The sequence below is a fragment of the Pseudomonas putida genome, from assembly GCF_022627325.1.
GTDB lineage: Bacteria > Pseudomonadota > Gammaproteobacteria > Pseudomonadales > Pseudomonadaceae > Aquipseudomonas > Aquipseudomonas putida_X.
The window spans coordinates 106,785-124,932 of sequence record NZ_JAETZZ010000012.1; the positions used below are offsets into that span (position 1 = coordinate 106,785).

Below are 18,148 nucleotides of genomic sequence, written 5' to 3' on the forward strand. Positions count from 1 at the left end.
CCTTCAAGGGCTGCACGGTAAGTGTGGGAGCCGGCTTGCCGGCGATGGGCCGCAAAGCGGCCCCCTTTGAGCCTTAGCGCGGGATGACAGGCTGGCGCGGCTTCTTGTTGCCTTTGCCACCACCTTTTGCCGCTTCCTTACGCTCCTTGGCCGCCTGCTGATTACGGGCGAACGCTTCAGCCTTGGCCTTCTCACGCTTGTCCCACGGCTTGCTGCCATCACTGCCACGCGGCGGCAAACCTGTGTGCTGGGTGAGGATCTTCTGATCCTTGCCCACCTTGTGGCTGCCGGCCGGGGTCGAGTTCTTGCGTCGTGCACTCTGGTAAGTATCGGTCTGCGGCTGGTGCAGCGGGATCAACTGATGCTTGCCAGGGCCGATGAGATCGGCACGGCCCATACGCTCCAGCGCCTCACGCAGCATCGGCCAACCCTTCGGGTCGTGGTAACGCAGAAACGCCTTGTGCAACCGGCGCTGCTCGTCACTCTTGACGATCTCCACCCCTTCACTCTTGTAAGTGACCTTGCGCAGCGGATTCTTGCCCGAGTGGTACATGGCCGTGGCCGAAGCCATCGGCGAGGGGTAGAACGCCTGCACCTGGTCGGCACGGAAGCCGTTGCCCTTGAGCCACAGGGCCAGGTTCATCATGTCTTCGTCGGTGGTGCCAGGGTGGGCGGCGATGAAGTACGGGATCAGGTACTGCTCCTTGCCCGCCTCTTTCGAGTACTTCTCGAACATACGCTTGAAGCGGTCATAGGAACCGATGCCCGGCTTCATCATCTTGTCCAGCGGGCCACGCTCGGTGTGCTCCGGGGCAATCTTCAGGTAACCGCCCACGTGGTGGGTGACCAACTCCTTGACGTACTCCGGCGACTCCACTGCCAGGTCATAGCGCAGACCCGAGGCGATCAGGATCTTCTTCACACCTGGCAGGGCGCGTGCCTTGCGATACAGTTCGATCAGCGAGCTGTGGTCGGTGTTGAGGTTCTCGCAGATGCCGGGGAACACGCACGACGGCTTGCGGCAGTGCTTCTCGATGTCCGGGCTTTTGCAGGCAATGCGATACATGTTGGCCGTCGGCCCGCCGAGGTCAGAGACCACGCCGGTGAAGCCCGGCACCTTGTCACGCATTTCCTCGATTTCGTGCAGGATCGACTCGTGGGAGCGGTTCTGGATGATCCGGCCTTCGTGCTCGGTGATCGAGCAGAACGTGCAGCCGCCGAAGCAGCCACGCATGATGTTCACCGAGAAACGGATCATCTCGTAGGCCGGGATGCGCTCCTTGCCATAGGCCGGATGCGGAATACGGGCATAGGGCATGCCGAACACGTAGTCCATTTCCTCGGTGGTCATGGGAATGGGCGGCGGGTTGAACCACACATCCACTTCGCCGTGCTTCTGCACCAGGGCGCGAGCGTTGCCCGGGTTGGTTTCCAGATGCAGCACACGGTTGGCGTGGGCATAGAGCACCGGGTCGTTACGTACCTTCTCGAACGATGGCAGGCGGATCACCGACTTTTCCCGGGTCATGCGCGGGCTGTCGAGGATCTGCACGACTTTGGCTTCGTTCGGGTCTTCCTGGTCGCCCTTGGCCTGCTCGATGGCACAGGCCTGGGTGTCCTGGGTATTGACGTACGGGTTGATGATCTTGTCGACGCGGCCAGGGCGGTCGATGCGGGTCGAGTCGATCTCGTACCAGCCCTCGGGCGTGTCACGACGCACGAATGCGGTGCCGCGCACATCGGTGATGCTTTCGATGCTCTGGCCACTGGACAGGCGCTGGGCGACCTCGACGATCGCCCGCTCGGCGTTGCCGTACAGCAGGATGTCGGCGCTGGCGTCGATCAGGATCGAATGGCGGACCCTGTCCTGCCAGTAGTCATAGTGCGCGATGCGCCGCAGCGATGCCTCGATGCCCCCAAGCACGATCGGTACGTGCTTGTAGGCTTCCTTGCAGCGCTGGCTATACACCAGGCTGGCGCGGTCAGGGCGCTTACCCGCCATGCCGCCGGGGGTATAGGCATCGTCAGAGCGGATTTTCTTGTCTGCGGTGTACCGGTTGATCATCGAATCCATGTTGCCCGCCGCGACGCCGAAGAACAGGTTCGGCTCACCAAGCTTCATGAAGTCGTCTTTGGACTGCCAGTTCGGCTGGGCAATGATGCCCACGCGAAAGCCTTGTGCTTCCAGCAGGCGGCCGATGATGGCCATGCCGAATGACGGATGATCGACGTAGGCATCACCGGTCACGATGATGATGTCGCAGGAATCCCAGCCGAGCAGATCCATCTCCTCCCTGCTCATCGGCAGGAAAGGTGCTGGCCCGAAGCATTCGGCCCAGTACTTGGGATAGTCGTAGAGTGGTTTGGCTGCTTGCATGTCAGTGACCGGTTCTATTGAGCAGGAAAATCGCGGGCGCGAAATATAGCACAAATTTTGACCAAATCCGACGATAGCCGTCGGATTCATCCGCTAGTGAACTGTGATACCCGCGTAGACTTCTATTCGTCGTCGTCGAAGTTGTACATGCCCGGTGCGAGGTTCTCGAAGCGGGTGTACTTGCCGATGAACGCTAGGCGAACGAAGCCGATGGGGCCGTTACGCTGCTTGCCGATAATGATTTCGGCGACGCCCTTGTGCTCGGTCTCCGGGTGGTACACCTCATCCCGGTACACGAACATGATCACGTCGGCGTCCTGCTCGATTGCACCGGATTCACGCAAGTCGGAGTTGACCGGGCGCTTGTTCGGGCGTTGTTCCAAAGAGCGGTTGAGCTGCGAAAGGGCGATGACCGGGCAGTTGAATTCCTTGGCCAGGGCCTTTAGCGAGCGGGAGATTTCGGAGATTTCGTTGGTACGGTTGTCACCGGCCGAACCCGGGATCTGCATCAGCTGCAAGTAGTCGACCATGATCATGGCGATCTCACCGTGCTCACGCGCCAGGCGGCGGGTACGGGCCCGCATCTCCGAAGGGCTGATACCGGCGGTATCGTCGATGAACAGCTTGCGGTCGTTGAGCAGGTTGACCGCCGACGTCAGGCGCGGCCAGTCGTCATCGTCCAACTGACCAGAGCGCACCTTGGTCTGGTCGATGCGGCCCAGGGACGAGAGCATACGCATGATCAGCGATTCACCTGGCATCTCGAGGGAGAACACCAACACCGCCTTGTCGGTACGCAACACGGCGTTTTCAACCAGGTTCATGGCGAAGGTGGTCTTACCCATCGAAGGACGCCCGGCCACGATGACCAGGTCGGCAGGCTGCAGGCCGCTGGTTTTCTCGTCCAGGTCGGTGAAACCTGTGGAAACACCGGTGATATCGCTGTCGGAGTTGAACAGCGTGTCGATCCGGTCGATAGCCAGGGTCAACAGTTCGTTTACCCCAACCGGGCCGCCGGTTTTGGGGCGTGCCTCGGCGATCTGGAAGATCTGCCGTTCGGCATCGTCGAGGATTTCGGCGGCATTGCGCCCTTGCGGGTTGAAGGCGTTGTCGGCGATGTCGGTGCTGATGCTGATCAGCTGGCGCAACGTTGCCCGCTCGCGAATGATCGCGGCGTAGGCCTTGATGTTGGCAACCGACGGGGTGTTCTTGGCAAGCTCTGCCAGGTACGCCAGGCCGCCAACCTGGGTCGACAAACCTTCCTTGTCCAGTTGCTCATGCAGGGTAACGACGTCGAACGGCTGGTTGGCGTCGGCCAGCTTGTGCACGGCACGGAAGATCAGGCGGTGGTCATGCCGATAGAAATCGCCATCCGACACCTGATCCAGCACCCGCTCCCAGGCGTTGTTGTCCAGCATCAGGCCACCGAGCACGGCCTGTTCGGCCTCGATGGAATGCGGCGGCACCTTGAGGGCAGCGGTTTGCAGGTCTAGCTGTTCGGGATTGGTGATCTCGTTCATGGCCACGAAAAAATTCTGGAGGATGAAAAAGACAAAGGGCACGGCCTGTTCAGAAACAGGACGTGCCCGATGTTAACCGGGCAGCCCGCAAGGAGCTACCCAGTCAGCGCAGCTTAGGCTGCTACGACGACCACACGTACAGTGGCTTCAACGTCGCTGTGCAGGTGCACGGCTACGTCGTATTCGCCAACCTGACGGATGGTGCCGTTCGGCAGACGAACTTCAGCTTTGGCCACTTCAACGCCGGAGGCGGTCAGGGCGTCAGCGATGTCGTGGGTGCCGATCGAACCGAACAGCTTGCCTTCGTCGCCAGCGGTGGCAGTGATGGTCACTTCCAGCTCGGCCAGTTGGGCAGCGCGGCTTTCAGCCGACGATTTACGGTCAGCAGCTGCTTTTTCCAGCTCGGCGCGACGCTCTTCGAACGCAGCCAGGTTGGCGGCGTTGGCAACGGTGGCCTTGCCGAATGGCAGCAGGAAGTTACGGCCGTAACCAGCCTTAACCTTAACTTTGTCGCCCAGGTTGCCCAGGTTAGCGACTTTTTCCAGCAGGATCAGTTCCATTTGGTAAAACCTCTTAACTTTTAACCTTCACCGTTCGCGGAGTCATTTCCCTCAGGGGACTTGCGACCGCGAAAATCAATCAGGCTGTCGACAATGGCCAAAACCACGAGCAACGGATAAATCAGCTGCATTATCAGCGGCAGCGTCACATACATGCCGACCAGCCAGAAACCGGCCAGTCGACCCTGTGCCACCAGCCCATGCATCAAGGCGATGCCGGCCAGGACGAGCACCAGGCTGGACGCGGAAGCCAGGACGATGAACTGCGGGCCGATGAACGGACCCAACACCATCGCGGCAACCAGAGCCAGCATGACTGCCCGCGGCAACTTCAGGGCGCGAAACTCGCGACCGAAGCCTCCAGGGTTGTACAACGCTGCTTGCCAATAACGCGCCAGCATCAAAGCCAGCACACTGAACAACTGCAACATCACCGCTGTGGAAGCGACCAGCACAGGGCCGATCAGCTCACCGGGAATGACTGGCTTGCCTTCGACTTGCGGCAGCGCTTCGGAAAGCGCCTTGGCCAACACCTCGAAGGTTTCGCGCAGTACCGCGTCCAGGATGAGGCTGTAGACCAATCCCAACACAACACTGGACAACAACACCCGGCTCCAGGAATGCCCGGCACGCAACAAGGCGGCCAGCCCCAGTGTTCCCACCAGCACCAGCAAGGTGCTTGGATCACCGAAGGCCCATATGGCCACCGCCGGCAAAAGGCCGAAAGCGATGACCGTTGAAGCGTCCTTGAACCCGCGCCGCAGCAGCACAAGGCTCCCGGCAGCGGCACTCAACCAGAACAGCAGCGGTAATACCGCACTCACGACCACCACCAAGGTGGCCTGCACACGACCGCGCATGATGAAATCAGCCAACGCTCGCATGCTTATCCCTTACTACTTGTCGACGACCCGGTCTCAGCGGCCGTGGCTGTCGGTGTAGGGCAGCAGGGCCAGGAAGCGGGCGCGCTTGATAGCGGTAGCCAGCTGACGCTGATAACGAGCTTTGGTACCGGTGATACGGCTTGGAACGATTTTGCCGGTTTCGGATACGTAAGCTTTCAGGGTGTTGAGATCTTTGAAGTCGATCTCTTTCACGTCTTCAGCAGTGAAGCGGCAGAATTTACGACGACGGAAGAAACGTGCCATGTAATAGGCTCCTCAAAAGGTCCGTGGATTACTCGTCAGCGTTATCGCTGGAGTCGCTGTCATTGCTGTCGTCGCCTTCGGCGGAGTCAGCATGCTCAGGACGCTCACGACGCTCACGGCGCTCGCTGCGGTTCTCTTCGGCCTTCAGCATCTCGGACTGACCGGTTACGGCTTCGTCGCGACGGATGACCAGGTTACGGATCACGGCATCGTTGTAGCGGAAGTTGTCTTCCAGCTCGGCCAGGGCCTTGCCGGTGCACTCAACGTTCAGCATCACGTAGTGAGCCTTGTGAACATTGTTGATTGCGTAGGCCAGTTGACGACGGCCCCAATCTTCCAGGCGGTGGATCTTGCCACCATCTTCTTCGATCAGCTTGGTGTAACGCTCAACCATGCCGCCGACTTGCTCGCTCTGGTCCGGGTGAACCAGGAAGATGATTTCGTAATGACGCATGAATGCTCCTTACGGGTTAGTAGTCTGCCAGCGTATCTGGTCAGACAAGGAGTGAATGACACTGTATGTCTTGCCATGGAGGGGAGGCACATGCGCACCTGCCAGCTCGGCAAGGGGCGCAATTGTAGAGAAGGCGGTGCGCACAAGCAAGGTGATTGGCGATTATTTGAACAGCCGGAAACACTTTAGACCTGCACGCCCTTCATCGCCGGCCAGCCGGCTTCCACAGGGATCGCGCCAGCTATGTAGAAGTTGAGCACGACAGTTGCTGCCACCGGACCACCATAGGCATTGAACCTATGGCGGTACCCGTGGAGTGCCAGCTTGGCAGTGGCAGAGTCTTACAGGCGCAAGATCAGCGCTTGGCCTGACGCTGGCGCACTGCCTCGAACAGGCAAACGCCCGTAGCCACCGAAACGTTCAGGCTGCTGACGCTGCCCGACATTGGCAACTTGACCAGAAAATCGCAGTGCTCACGGGTCAGGCGGCGCATGCCCTTGCCTTCGGCGCCCATGATCATCACCAGCGGGCCGGTCAGGTCCTGCTGATAGATCTCTTGCTCGGCCTCACCGGCCGTACCCACCACCCACAGGCCACGCTGCTGAAGTTTCTCCAAGGTGCGCGCCAGGTTGGTCACGGCCACCAGCGGAATCACTTCCGCTGCGCCGCAGGCCACTTTGCGCACCACCGGCGTCAGCGTCGCGGATTTGTCCTTGGGCACTACCACTGCCGTAGCCCCGGCAGCATCGGCGGTGCGCAGGCAGGCGCCAAGGTTGTGCGGATCGGTGACACCGTCCAGCACCAGGATCAGCGGTGGCGTTTCGGTGCGCTCGAGCAACTCCTCGAGCATCAACTCGCCCCACACCTGGCTTGGGCTGACCTCGGCAACCACGCCCTGGTGGACACCCTCGACCCAGGCATCCAGCTCACGGCGCTCGGCCTGGCCGACTTGCACACGGTTTTCTGCGGCCAATGCCAGCAACGCCTGGATGCGTGGCTCACTGCGCCCTTCCGACAGCCAGATCTGCTTGACCCGCTTCGGGTGGTGCTGCAGCAGCGCTTGCACGGCATGCACGCCGTAGATTTTTTCCAGCTGACTCATGACTTGTTCTTGCTCTTGCGCGGCGCACCGGACTTCGGTGGGCCTTTACGGTGCTTGGTGGGCTTGCCGGAGGGCTTGCCGCCTTTGTCCGACTTGCTGCCAGCGTGGCCGCCAGTGCGCGCGTCGGTCATCAGCGCCTTCTTCATTTCGCGGCTTTTGCGCACTTCGGCGTTACGCTGTACGGCGTCTTTCGGGAAATAAGCCTCGGCGGCCTCGCTCTTGCGGCTGCGCGGTTTCGGGGTAGCCCTGGCCTCCACCGCCGGCTGCTGCTCGGCTTTTTCTGCAGCGCCTGCAACCGGTGCAGCACCACGGTTCTTGCGGCCAATCGGCGCGGCGAGCTGCTGCTCGGACACTTCGAAGTCGATCTTGCGCTCATCAAGATCAACGCGCATGACCTTGACCTCGATGGTGTCGCCCAGACGGAAGCTGCGCCCGGTTCGTTCACCCGACAAGCGGTGATGCACGGGGTCGAAGTGGTAGTAGTCACCCGGCAGCGCACTGACGTGTACCAGGCCTTCGACATAGATATCGGTCAGTTCGACAAACAGCCCGAAACCGGTAACCGCGGTGATCACGCCAGGGAAGGTCTCGCCCACGCGGTCTTTCATGAATTCGCACTTGAGCCAGTTGACCACGTCACGGGTGGCTTCGTCGGCGCGGCGCTCGGTCATGGAGCACTGCTCGCCGAGCTGGTCGAGCGTGTTCACGTCGTACGGATAGATACGCGCCTTGGGAATGCTCATGGCGCCGGCACGCTTGACGTGCGGAGTATCGACCTTGGAACGGATAACGCTGCGGATGGCGCGGTGCACCAGCAGGTCCGGGTAGCGACGGATCGGCGAGGTAAAGTGCGTGTACGCCTCGTAGTTCAACCCGAAGTGGCCGTTGTTGTCGGTGCTGTACACCGCCTGGCTCAGCGAACGCAGCATCACCGTCTGGATCAGGTGGAAATCCGGGCGCCCGGCGATGCTTGCAAGCAGTGCCTGGTAGTCCTTGGGCGAAGGGTCTTTGCCTTTGTGCAGGCTAAGGCCCAGCTCGCCCAGGAAGGCACGCAGCTTTTCAAGGCGCTCCGGTGGCGGGCCATCGTGCACGCGGTACAGCGCCGGCACGCCATGCTTGTTGAGGAACTCGGCCGTGGCGACGTTGGCGGCCAGCATGCATTCTTCGATCAGCTTGTGGGCATCGTTGCGCACGGTCGGGCGGATTTCCGCGATCTTGCGCTCCTCACCGAAGATGATGCGGGTTTCCTGAGTTTCGAAATCAATGGCGCCGCGGGCGTGACGGGCATCCAGCAGCACCTTGTACAGGTTGTACAGGTTCTTCAGGTCTGGCAGGACTTCCTTGTACTCCTCGCGCAGCGCCTTGCCCTCACGGGTGCGGGCATGCTCGAGCATGCTGCTGACCTTGTTGTAGGTCAGGCGGGCATGGGAGTGGATCACCCCTTCGTAGAACTGGTAGTCGACCATCTGGCCGGCCTTGTTCATGGTCATTTCGCAGACCATGGCCAGACGATCGACGTGCGGGTTCAGCGAGCACAGGCCGTTTGACAGCTCCTCCGGAAGCATCGGTACAACGCGCTCGGGGAAGTACACCGAGTTGCCGCGCTGCTGCGCCTCGACATCCAGGGCAGAGCCCAGACGCACGTAGCTGGACACGTCAGCGATGGCCACATAGAGGCGCCAGCCACCGGAGAACAGCCGCAGCTTGCCAAGCGGCTCACAATAAACAGCGTCGTCGAAGTCGCGGGCATCCTCGCCGTCGATGGTGACGAAGGGCAAGTGGCGCAGGTCGATGCGCTTTTCCTTGTCCTTCTCTTCGACTTCGGAGCGGAACTTGCGCGCCTCTTTGATCACATCCTGGGGCCAGACGTGCGGGATGTCATAGCTGCGCAGGGCGACATCGATTTCCATGCCCGGCGCCATGTAGTTGCCGATCACTTCGACCACATCGCCTTGGGGCTGGAACCGCGGAGTTGGCCAGTGGGTGATCTTGATTTCGACGAACTGGCCGATCTTGGCACCACCATTACGGCCCGCGGTCACCAGCACTTCCTGCTGGATCTTGGGGTTGTCCGGCGTCACATAGCCGATACCGCCTTCTTCGAAATAGCGGCCGACCACGCTTTCGTGGCCGCGGGAAATGACCTCTACCAGCACACCTTCACGCCGACCACGACGGTCGAGCCCCGAGACACGCGCCAAGGCACGGTCGCCATCGAATACCAGGCGCATTTGCGACGGGCTGAGGAACAGGTCGTCGCTGCCATCGTCAGGGATGAGGAAACCGAACCCATCGCGGTGGCCTGAGATCCGGCCGCAGATCAGGTCCAGTTTGTCGACCGGGGCGTAGGTGCCGCGCCGGGTATAGATAAGTTGGCCGTCACGCTCCATGGCGCGCAGGCGGCGGCGCAGGGCTTCGATCTGGTCTTCTTCGTAAAGACCGAACTCGGCCGCCAGTTCCTCGCGCGCGGCCGGTTCGCCACGGTCGGCAAGGCGCTGCAGGATCAGCTCACGGCTGGGGATAGGGTTGTCGTATTTTTCCGCTTCGCGAGCGGCCTCGGGATCGAGGGATTGCCAATCGGCCATCAGAAGGGGTTCACCTTGGGGTATATAGATATGAATTCTGGCATAGGCCTATTGAAACCGGAAATGTCGGGCTTGGACAGCCCCAGCAGCATGTCCGCAGTGCGGCAATAGGCGTGTGGAATCAACAGGTTGAATTTTTGAAATTTTTTTTGATCAGGGGCTTTACAGCCCTTGGGAGCGTCCGTATAGTGCGCACCACAACGACGGACAACCCCGAAGTTGTAGTAGAGATGAATGGCGCTGTAAAGCATCTTTTTATCTCGAATGTGTGCCCAGGTGGCGGAATTGGTAGACGCGCTGGTTTCAGGTATCAGTGACCGCAAGGTCGTGGAAGTTCGAGTCTTCTCCTGGGCACCAAGTATTTCAAGTAACAGATGACCAAGGATCTGTTACTACTGTGTGAAGCGAACGATAGTCGCCTTCATCAGATGATGTAAAGCTTTGCCCAGGTGGCGGAATTGGTAGACGCGCTGGTTTCAGGTATCAGTGACTTAACGGTCGTGGAAGTTCGAGTCTTCTCCTGGGCACCATACAAAAACCCACTAGCTTGCTAGTGGGTTTTTTCTTGCCTGCGATTTTGTTTCAGCCCTCCCCTGCATGGCGAACCACCCGACGATGGGCTGACCATGAATTTCTCGTCACACGGCCACTTGAGAAACGATTTCGTTTACCATTGTTTCTAAATATGTAGCCGTAAGCGAGGAAGTACCCGCATGACGATCCGTCCGCAACCGCTGATGCGCACCTTGGCCGCCGCTGTTCTTAGCCTGGTGGTGGGCGCCCCGGCCGCCATGGCAGACGAGCCGGTCACACTGACCATGTACAACGGTCAGCACAAGGAAATCGGCGAAGCTATCGCCAAGGCCTATGAGGCCAAGACCGGCATCCATATCAATATCCGCAAAGGCAGCAGCAACCAGCTCGCCAGCCAGATCATCGAAGAAGGCGACCGCTCGCCAGCCGACATCATCTATACCGAAGAATCGCCGCCGCTGAACAACCTGGGCGAGCTGGGTTTGCTGGCGAAGATCGATGACGCCACGCTGAACATGCTGCCCAAAGAATACGTTGCCGCCAACGGTTCCTGGATGGGCGTGACCGCGCGCACCCGCGTGGTGGTGTTCAACCCGAAGAAGATCGACGAGAAAGACCTGCCGACCACGGTAATGGATTTCGCCAACCCCGAGTGGGACGGCAAGGTCGGTTTCGTACCGACCAGCGGTGCCTTCCAGGAACAGGCTGTTGCCATCCTCAAGATGCACGGTCGTGAAGCCACCGAAGAATGGCTTACCGGCCTGAAAGCCTTCGGCAAGACCTACACCAACAATATGGTCGCCCTGAAAGCCGTGGAAAAAGGCGAAGTCGCCGCCGTGCTGGTGAACAACTACTACTGGTACGCCCTGGAGCGTGAGCGCGGCAAACTGGACTCCAAGCTGTACTACCTGGCCGACGGTGACGCCGGCAACCTGGTGACTATCTCCGGCGCCGCTGCGGTCAAGGCCAGCAAGCACCCGAAGGAAGCCCAGGCGCTGCTCAACTGGATGGCCAGCGAAGAAGGTCAGCGCGTGATCACCCAGACCACTGCTGAATACCCGCTGCACAAAGGCATGGTGTCCGACCGTGGACTGAAGCCGTTCGAAGACCTGCGCCCGCCGAAAATCTCGCCGGCCGACCTGGGCAATGCCGAGGAAGCGCTGGAGCTTGAACGTGAGGTCGGCCTGCTCTGATGACCGCCGCCCTGTCCGAGCCGGTGCCGGTACGCTTCGTACCGCGCCGCAAGCGCCCCTCCATCTGGGTGGTGCTGCCTGTACTGTTTCTGGTTGCAATGAGCTTGCTGCCATTGCTGTACGTCGCGATGAAAACCTGGGAAGCCGGCTGGCGTGAAGCCCTGCACCTGCTCTGGCGCCCGTTCGTCTGGGGCCTGATGCGCAACACCCTGATGCTGATGGTCGGGGTGACGGTGGCGTGCATGGTGGTTGGCCTGGCGCTGGCGTGGCTGCTCGAACGCAGCAATCTACCAGGCCGTCGCCTGTGGGGCGTAGTGCTGTGCCTGCCATTCGCCGTCCCATCGTTCGTCAGCAGCTTTACCTGGGTGTCGCTGAGCTCGGACTTCGAGGGGCTGGGCGGGGCCATTCTGGTCATGGCCCTGTCCAAGTACCCACTTATATTCCTGCCGGTGGCTGCCACGCTGCGCAACCTCGACACTTCGCTTGAAGAGTCGGCGCGCACGCTGGGCTGCAGCCGCTGGGGCGTGTTCACCAAGGTCACCCTGCCGCTGCTGTGGCCGTCGATGCTCGGCGGCGCATTGCTGATTGCCCTGCACATGCTGGTGGAGTTCGGCGCCTTGTCGATCCTGGGCCTGCAGACCTTCACCACGGCGATCTATCAACAGTTCGAACTGGAGTTCAGCAACGCAAACGCCGCCATGCTCTCGGCAGTGCTGCTGGCGCTGTGCCTGGCGATGCTCTGGCTGGAGCTGAAAGTGCGTGGCAAGGCGCGCCACGTGCGCATCGGCCAAGGTGTGGCACGCCGTGCGCAGCCGATGCGCCTGGGCGGATGGATGCCCCTGGCGCAGCTGTTCTGCGTGGCGCTGGCGATACTGGGTAGCGGGATTCCGCTGGCCATGCTCGGCTACTGGCTGAGCGTGGGTTCGTCGGCGGCGTTCCCGGTCGCGGCGATCAGCAAGGCGCTGCTCACCTCACTGTCAGTATCGCTGGGTGGCGCAGGTTTCTGTGTACTGCTGGCGCTGCCGGTGAGTTTCCTGGTGGTGCGCTACAAAGGCCGCCTGGCGATCTGGGCCGAGCGTCTGCCGTACCTGCTGCACGCCTTGCCCGGCCTGGTGATTGCACTGACGCTGGTGGTGTTCGCCCTGCACTACGTGCCGGCGCTGTACCAGACCACTGCGCTTTTGCTGCTGGCTTATGCGTTGCTGTTCCTGCCACTGGCCCAAGCGCCGGTGCGCACCGCCCTGAACAAAGCCTCACCGACACTCGAAGAGGCGGCCCGCACCTTGGGTGCAAGCAGTTTCGCGGCGTTTTGCCGGGTGACCTTGCCGATCATCTTCCCAGCCTTGGCGGCCGCCTTCGCACTGGTATTCCTCGATGCCATGAAGGAACTGACGGCCACCCTGCTGCTCAGCCCCACTGGCATGACCACCCTGGCCACCGAGGTCTGGGCGCATACTGCCAACGTCGAGTTCGCGGCGGCGGCGCCTTATGCAGCGTTGTTGATCTTGGTTTCGGGATTGCCGGTATATCTGCTCACGACGCGGATGTATTTGAACAAGGCGTAAGAACCTGTCCAGGCTGCCGAGCAGCCTGGATTTTCGAACGACACACAGGAGCTTACCTCCAGTACTCTATCCAAACAAAAAACAGAACGATCAGTGCAATCAGAAGAATTTGTATATTCCACAAGCCCACTAACAGCCTCTGCAGATCGATGGGAACTTTACTAACGTCATCGCTAGCCAATAGATTCTTTCGGATGCTGAAATATTTCAGAGATAGCATTGCAGAAATCGACCCTAACCGCATGACTTTCCCGAGCAACCCAGCATGAGAATAAACTTCTCTATTCACAGCCACCATTCGACTATTTGATAAGATTGATTCGATACGATCCAAATATCGATACACTAAAAAAATCCACACACCAAACATCAAAAACGGAGAAATAATCACAGCCACACCGAGCACCGCCAGGTGCAAGTTACTCATCGCACTGCCTCATACAAAACCTCCCCTCCTCTTCTCCAGCGACACTTGCAATATTACGCATGCGGAATTTGCCATTCCATCGGTGGGAATACCTACAGCAACAAATGCTATTGCCTCCATACGCCCCGACATATCCACCAATCGCCCACTCCCAAGCCCGCAACTAGCGAACTCCTCTCGACGCACTCAGCCTTTCTACCAAGCGATTTGGGGAAAACAGCCTGAGCACTTGAGGCTACATCATTGGCTCACGTTAAAACCCTTATTATCCAATTGAAAGCAAAGAACAAGATCGTCGACAATACGAGCCCCAGCCACGATGGTAGTAGGATTTTTTTAATAGGCTTTGGGAAGCTCTCTACATCCGAAACGTCTGCCACACCTTTTCGAATGAACAACCCCGGAATCATAAGCATGTTTGCCGCCAGGCAGGTCCGCATCACCTTCCCAACAAGTCCGGCCGATGAAAAGTTATCCTTATTACTCTGAATATAACTGCATTTAGACAGGGCCGCTTCAATATCCTTTACATAACGACAAGCCAAATAAACCATCATGCACACGCTGACCCCCATACAAGCTATTAGGATAGACGCGATTACTGTCATTGCTACGGAACTCACTCTCGCACACTCTCATAAATCACCTCCCCCAGACCGCCCATCCACTCACCACCGTAATCCCCTCCATACTTCCCACCCACGGCCGCCCCAATTACGACGCATGTTACCCCTCCAAATCCTGCCGAGGGAATTCCACCCCCCCACACAGAGCTTAGCAATGCGCCTCCCGCGAGCCCACCACCGGCACTACCAGAAATCCTACCGGCCAGGGCGCTGGTCTCGACATATCTGGCTTAATGAGCCACCACCCAAGTGGGACTCTATGCAGCTGATCAACCTCCACTAGCGTCTTTTTGACGGACTCCGGGTGTTTGCTCCGCAGGCTTGAGGAATTGCGCGGTCGCGGTGGGAGCCGGCTTGCCGGCGATGGGCTGCACAGCAGCCCCCACAGCCGAGCTGTGATAGCCCGAGCGCGCTCGACGGGGCCAGCGAGCATCTGGGGGCCGCTTTGCGGCCCATCGCCGGCAAGCCGGCTCCCACTTGGATTGCGGCAACTTTTAGAAGTTGAGCCAGACAGTTGCTCCCAGGGGGCGCACAGCCTTTCGAATTTTGAGCAAGACAGCTTCTCCTCAAACCTTGATTCGCATGATCAGGCGCGGAATTGCCCCAGGCTCGCCCGCAACTGCGCCGCCAAGTCATCCAGCACCTTGCTGCTCGCTGTGGTTTGCATCACCACTTCTGCCGAACGCTCTGCCTGAGCATGGATATTCTCAACCCGCCCACGCACCGCCTGCGCCCCATGCGCTTGCTGCTCAGCGGCCCGCGTGGCCAGCCCGATTGCGGCATGCACCTGCTCCACTGCGGCCTGCACCGACTGCTGCCGGCGCTCGTTCTCGCGCAGCACCGACAGGCCTTCACTGGCCTTCAGACCCGCCTGACCGATGGTTGCCACCGCCTCCTTGGCGCCCTTCTGCAGCGCTGCGATATGGGCCTGAATATCACCGGTCGAGCTTTGCGTCTTGCTCGCCAGTGCCCGCACCTCGTCGGCCACCACGGCGAAGCCGCGCCCGGTTTCGCCGGCACGCGCGGCCTCGATGGCGGCGTTGAGCGCCAAAAGGTTGGTCTGTTCGGCGATGCCGTGAATCACGGTCAGCACCACCTCGATTTGCTCGCTCTGCCTGGCCAGCCGTTCGATCACCTGCGAGCCGGTTTCGACTTGGCCTGCCAGGTTCTCGATCATGCCGGCCAATTGGGTTGACGCGCGGCTGTTCTCATCGGTCGCTTGCCGGATGTCGACCACCTGCTGCAGCGCCGCCTGCATGGCGTGGCTTTCAGCCTGGGCCTCATCGGCCATGCTCGACAGGTCGCGCAGGCTGGCGGCCACTTCGTCGCGTTGCAGTGCTGCGGCAGCATCGGCGCCAGCATTGCGCTGGGTCATGCTGCCAATCTCGACCCCCGTACGCTGTGCCACCTCGCCGGCCTCGCGGACAATCGGCTGCAACTTGTCGACGAAGCGGTTGACCGCTGAGGCCATGTCACCAATCTCGTCGCGACTGTCGAGGTTGACGCGCTTGGTCAGGTCACCTTCACCTGCAGCCAAATCGTTGAGTGCGGTGATCAGCAGGCGCAGCTTGCTGAGCACCCGACGGCCTAGCACCAAGGCCACTACCAGCAAAACACCCACCCCTACCACCACAAGACCCAGCCCGATGCGCCAACGCAGCTCTGCGGCAGCGTGGCGCACGGTTTGTGCGGTATTGGCCTGCATCGCCGTAGCACTGCCCTGTGCGGTTTCCAGGCGCTCGCGCAGGGCCTTGCCGCTGTCGGCTGCGGCGGCACCGAGGCTGTCGCCCACCAGCTGCTCTGCACTGGTGATCAAGGCAGCGAAGCGCTGGTCCAGGGCCTTGAGCGCCTGATCAACACCGGCAGTGGATACCCCCATCAGTACCTTGCCGATTTCCGCGCCGTTGGGGCTGATCGAGGCTTCGACGAAGTACACCGAAGGGTCGCGGCGAGCGGCATCCAGTACCTTGTCCAAGGCCCGCTCACCCTGGCCCTTTTCCATCAAGGCCTGGTTGATCGGGTTCTGTCGATTCAGGTAGCGGGTCAGGTGCTGACCTTGGGCGTCGTCATAAATCACGAACAGGACGTTGGGGTTGCGCTGGGCCCGGCGTGCGAAGTCTGAAAGCACCGGCACATCGTTGTCCCAGATAGCCCGCGGGGCGACCGATGCCAGCAGTTGGGCCATGTCGTTGGCCGAGTCCTTGAGGTTTTTTTCCAGTGTTGCGCGCAGTTGCTGCTGCTCGGTTTGCAGCCGCTCGGACAGCCCGGCACTCAGGCGCTGTCGCGTACTGCTGGAAAGGCTGTCGAGGCCGGCGCGTACGTCCTGCCCAGCTTGCTCAAGCTCGCTGGCAAGCTTACGGCTATCGCTGCCCAGGCGCTCGCCCAAGTCGGCCTCAAGGGCAGTGACAGTGCTTCGGGTCAGCGCAACGGCGACCAGCACCTGCACCAAAAGGGCGATACCAAGGGCAACAAACACAGGCCGCAAGAGGCGGCTTCGTAACAGTGAGAGGATGGCAGACACGGTAAAACCCTCGTGCTTTCTGGCGCCATTATTTTGATGGCATCTACAGCAACTTCTTACAGCAAGGGTTGTGCCGGGCACAGCAGGGATAAACGCCAAGGTTGAGCAGCGGTGCTATTAGCACCAAGCAGATGCAAAAACGCCGCGCTCTCTTTCAAGAGCGCGGCGTCAGATCAGCCTGTGGCAGATCAGGCGAACGGATGACGCAGCACGATGGTCTCGTTGCGGTCCGGGCCGGTGGAGATGATATCGATCGGCGCGCCAACCAGCTCCTCGATGCGCTTGATGTAAGCGCGAGCAGCTTCTGGCAGGGCTTCCAGGGACTTGGCGCCCACGGTCGACTCGCTCCAGCCTGGCATCGTTTCGTACACCGGCTCCAGGCCGATGTAGCTGTCGGCGTCGGACGGGGCATCGTTAACGGCGCCGTTTGCGTCCTTGTAGCCAACACAGATGTTGATGGTTTCCATGCCGTCCAGTACGTCCAGCTTGGTCAGGCAGATACCCGAGATGCTGTTGACGTCGATGGCGCGACGCAGGATGACGGCATCGAACCAGCCGCAACGACGGGCACGGCCAGTGGTCGAGCCAAACTCGTGACCACGCTTGGCCAGGCCGGCACCGGTTTCGTCGAACAGTTCGGTCGGGAACGGACCGGAACCCACGCGCGTGGTGTAGGCCTTGGTGATACCCAGAATGTAGTCCAGGTACATCGGGCCAACGCCGGAGCCGGTGGAGATACCGCCAGCAGTGGTGTTGGAGCTGGTGACGTACGGGTAGGTACCGTGGTCGATGTCCAGCAGCGAACCCTGGGCGCCTTCGAACATGATGTCCTTGCCGGCACGACGCAGGTTGTGCAGCTCGGCGGTCACGTCGAGCATCATCGGCTTGAGCAGCTCGGCGTATTCCATGCACTCGTCCAGCGTCTGCTGGAAGTCGATGGCCGGCTCTTTGTAGTAATTGACCAGCTGGAAGTTGTGGTAGTCCAGCAGCTCACCGAGCTTGGCGGCAAAACGCTCACGGTGGAACAGGTCGCCAACGCGCAGGCCGCGACGGGCGACCTTGTCTTCGTAGGCTGGGCCGATACCGCGGCCGGTGGTGCCGATCTTGGCTTCGCCACGGGCTTTCTCGCGGGCCTGGTCCAAGGCTACGTGGTACGACAGGATCAGCGGAGCAGCCGGGCTGATGCGCAGGCGCTCACGCACCGGTACGCCCTTCTCTTCCAGCTTGGTGATTTCACGCATCAGGGCATCGGGCGCAACGACCACGCCGTTGCCGATCAGGCACTGCACGCCTTCGCGCAGGATGCCGGACGGGATCAGGTGCAGAACGGTTTTTTCACCGTTGATCACCAGCGTGTGGCCAGCATTGTGGCCACCCTGGTAGCGCACTACGGCGGCAGCATGTTCGGTCAGCAGATCGACGATCTTGCCTTTGCCCTCATCACCCCACTGGGTGCCCAGGACGACGACATTCTTACCCATTACATTGGTCCTCATTCACGCAAACTTGGTTGCCGGCCTACTGCCGACGCAGAAA

13 protein-coding genes, 2 tRNA genes and 1 pseudogene are annotated in these 18,148 nt (G+C 60.4%); 4 read left to right on the forward strand and 12 right to left on the reverse strand.

Translation table 11 applies throughout. The annotated features are described in order from the left end of the window. Nucleotides 1–73: 73 nt before the first annotated feature. From JNA92_RS19240 to rnr, 8 genes are all read right to left on the reverse strand, one after another. A complete protein-coding gene (locus JNA92_RS19240) occupies nucleotides 74–2,377 on the reverse strand; it encodes a YgiQ family radical SAM protein (RefSeq protein ID WP_241806234.1) in 2,304 nt (767 codons plus the stop codon). Between the two features lie 122 nt (nucleotides 2,378–2,499). After that, nucleotides 2,500–3,897 carry a replicative DNA helicase gene (gene dnaB, locus JNA92_RS19245; protein WP_241806235.1) on the reverse strand — a complete coding sequence of 466 codons (1,398 nt, stop codon included), beginning with the start codon at nucleotides 3,895–3,897 and terminating at the stop codon, nucleotides 2,500–2,502. A 113-nt stretch (nucleotides 3,898–4,010) separates the two neighbouring features. Next, a complete protein-coding gene (rplI, locus tag JNA92_RS19250) occupies nucleotides 4,011–4,457 on the reverse strand; it encodes a 50S ribosomal protein L9 (RefSeq protein ID WP_012316464.1) in 447 nt (148 codons plus the stop codon). Between the two features lie 20 nt (nucleotides 4,458–4,477). Beyond that, complete coding sequence (locus JNA92_RS19255) at nucleotides 4,478–5,341, reverse strand: hypothetical protein (protein ID WP_241806236.1); 864 nt, start codon at nucleotides 5,339–5,341, stop codon at nucleotides 4,478–4,480. 33 nt (nucleotides 5,342–5,374) lie between these two features. Next, nucleotides 5,375–5,605, reverse strand: a complete 231-nt coding sequence (rpsR, locus tag JNA92_RS19260) for a 30S ribosomal protein S18 (RefSeq protein WP_003249563.1) — start codon at nucleotides 5,603–5,605, stop codon at nucleotides 5,375–5,377. A 28-nt stretch (nucleotides 5,606–5,633) separates the two neighbouring features. Continuing rightward, complete coding sequence (gene rpsF, locus JNA92_RS19265) at nucleotides 5,634–6,059, reverse strand: 30S ribosomal protein S6 (RefSeq protein ID WP_003249557.1); 426 nt, start codon at nucleotides 6,057–6,059, stop codon at nucleotides 5,634–5,636. A gap of 355 nt (nucleotides 6,060–6,414) precedes the next feature. Further along, nucleotides 6,415–7,161, reverse strand: a complete 747-nt coding sequence (rlmB, locus tag JNA92_RS19270; RefSeq protein ID WP_012316466.1) for a 23S rRNA (guanosine(2251)-2'-O)-methyltransferase RlmB — start codon at nucleotides 7,159–7,161, stop codon at nucleotides 6,415–6,417. Beyond that, a complete protein-coding gene (gene rnr, locus JNA92_RS19275; RefSeq protein ID WP_241806237.1) occupies nucleotides 7,158–9,746 on the reverse strand; it encodes a ribonuclease R in 2,589 nt (862 codons plus the stop codon). Before rnr ends, rlmB begins: the two co-directional genes overlap by 4 nt. A gap of 270 nt (nucleotides 9,747–10,016) precedes the next feature. On the opposite strand from rnr, the gene JNA92_RS19280 reads away from it, so the two are divergent. The 4 genes from JNA92_RS19280 (at nucleotide 10,017) to JNA92_RS19295 (ending at nucleotide 13,038) form a co-directional block, all read left to right on the forward strand. Beyond that, nucleotides 10,017–10,103 (forward strand) — tRNA-Leu (locus JNA92_RS19280). 86 nt (nucleotides 10,104–10,189) lie between these two features. Next, a tRNA-Leu gene (locus JNA92_RS19285) sits at nucleotides 10,190–10,276 on the forward strand. Nucleotides 10,277–10,459: 183 nt separating this feature from the next. Further along, complete coding sequence (locus tag JNA92_RS19290; protein WP_241806238.1) at nucleotides 10,460–11,473, forward strand: extracellular solute-binding protein; 1,014 nt, start codon at nucleotides 10,460–10,462, stop codon at nucleotides 11,471–11,473. After that, nucleotides 11,473–13,038, forward strand: a complete 1,566-nt coding sequence (locus JNA92_RS19295; protein WP_241806239.1) for an ABC transporter permease — start codon at nucleotides 11,473–11,475, stop codon at nucleotides 13,036–13,038. Before JNA92_RS19290 ends, JNA92_RS19295 begins: the two co-directional genes overlap by 1 nt. A gap of 52 nt (nucleotides 13,039–13,090) precedes the next feature. Here the strand turns inward: JNA92_RS19295 and JNA92_RS19300 are convergent, their stop codons facing one another. From JNA92_RS19300 to JNA92_RS19310, 4 genes and pseudogenes are all read right to left on the reverse strand, one after another. Then, entirely contained in the window at nucleotides 13,091–13,465 is a 375-nt protein-coding gene (locus tag JNA92_RS19300) for a hypothetical protein (RefSeq protein ID WP_241806240.1), read from the reverse strand. Between the two features lie 1,212 nt (nucleotides 13,466–14,677). Continuing rightward, nucleotides 14,678–15,562, reverse strand: a complete 885-nt coding sequence (locus JNA92_RS26150) for a methyl-accepting chemotaxis protein (RefSeq protein WP_372490513.1) — start codon at nucleotides 15,560–15,562, stop codon at nucleotides 14,678–14,680. Nucleotides 15,563–15,583: 21 nt separating this feature from the next. Next, nucleotides 15,584–16,276 (reverse strand): annotated as a pseudogene (locus tag JNA92_RS26155) (methyl-accepting chemotaxis protein); the annotation flags it as partial. 524 nt (nucleotides 16,277–16,800) lie between these two features. Further along, complete coding sequence (locus tag JNA92_RS19310) at nucleotides 16,801–18,093, reverse strand: adenylosuccinate synthase (protein WP_241806242.1); 1,293 nt, start codon at nucleotides 18,091–18,093, stop codon at nucleotides 16,801–16,803. Nucleotides 18,094–18,148 lie beyond the last annotated feature (55 nt).

What these genes read in the sequence shown, in the direction of transcription:
- JNA92_RS19240 (WP_241806234.1), bottom strand. Translation starts at nt 2,377, where the DNA reads ATGCAAGCAGCCAAACCACTCTACGACTATCCCAAGTACTGGGCCGAA.
- dnaB (WP_241806235.1), bottom strand. Translation starts at nt 3,897, where the DNA reads ATGAACGAGATCACCAATCCCGAACAGCTAGACCTGCAAACCGCTGCC.
- rplI (WP_012316464.1), bottom strand. Translation starts at nt 4,457, where the DNA reads ATGGAACTGATCCTGCTGGAAAAAGTCGCTAACCTGGGCAACCTGGGC.
- JNA92_RS19255 (WP_241806236.1), bottom strand. Translation starts at nt 5,341, where the DNA reads ATGCGAGCGTTGGCTGATTTCATCATGCGCGGTCGTGTGCAGGCCACC.
- rpsR (WP_003249563.1), bottom strand. Translation starts at nt 5,605, where the DNA reads ATGGCACGTTTCTTCCGTCGTCGTAAATTCTGCCGCTTCACTGCTGAA.
- rpsF (WP_003249557.1), bottom strand. Translation starts at nt 6,059, where the DNA reads ATGCGTCATTACGAAATCATCTTCCTGGTTCACCCGGACCAGAGCGAG.
- rlmB (WP_012316466.1), bottom strand. Translation starts at nt 7,161, where the DNA reads ATGAGTCAGCTGGAAAAAATCTACGGCGTGCATGCCGTGCAAGCGCTG.
- rnr (WP_241806237.1), bottom strand. Translation starts at nt 9,746, where the DNA reads ATGGCCGATTGGCAATCCCTCGATCCCGAGGCCGCTCGCGAAGCGGAA.
- JNA92_RS19290 (WP_241806238.1), top strand. Translation starts at nt 10,460, where the DNA reads ATGACGATCCGTCCGCAACCGCTGATGCGCACCTTGGCCGCCGCTGTT.
- JNA92_RS19295 (WP_241806239.1), top strand. Translation starts at nt 11,473, where the DNA reads ATGACCGCCGCCCTGTCCGAGCCGGTGCCGGTACGCTTCGTACCGCGC.
- JNA92_RS19300 (WP_241806240.1), bottom strand. Translation starts at nt 13,465, where the DNA reads ATGAGTAACTTGCACCTGGCGGTGCTCGGTGTGGCTGTGATTATTTCT.
- JNA92_RS26150 (WP_372490513.1), bottom strand. Translation starts at nt 15,562, where the DNA reads ATGGCCTCAGCGGTCAACCGCTTCGTCGACAAGTTGCAGCCGATTGTC.
- JNA92_RS19310 (WP_241806242.1), bottom strand. Translation starts at nt 18,093, where the DNA reads ATGGGTAAGAATGTCGTCGTCCTGGGCACCCAGTGGGGTGATGAGGGC.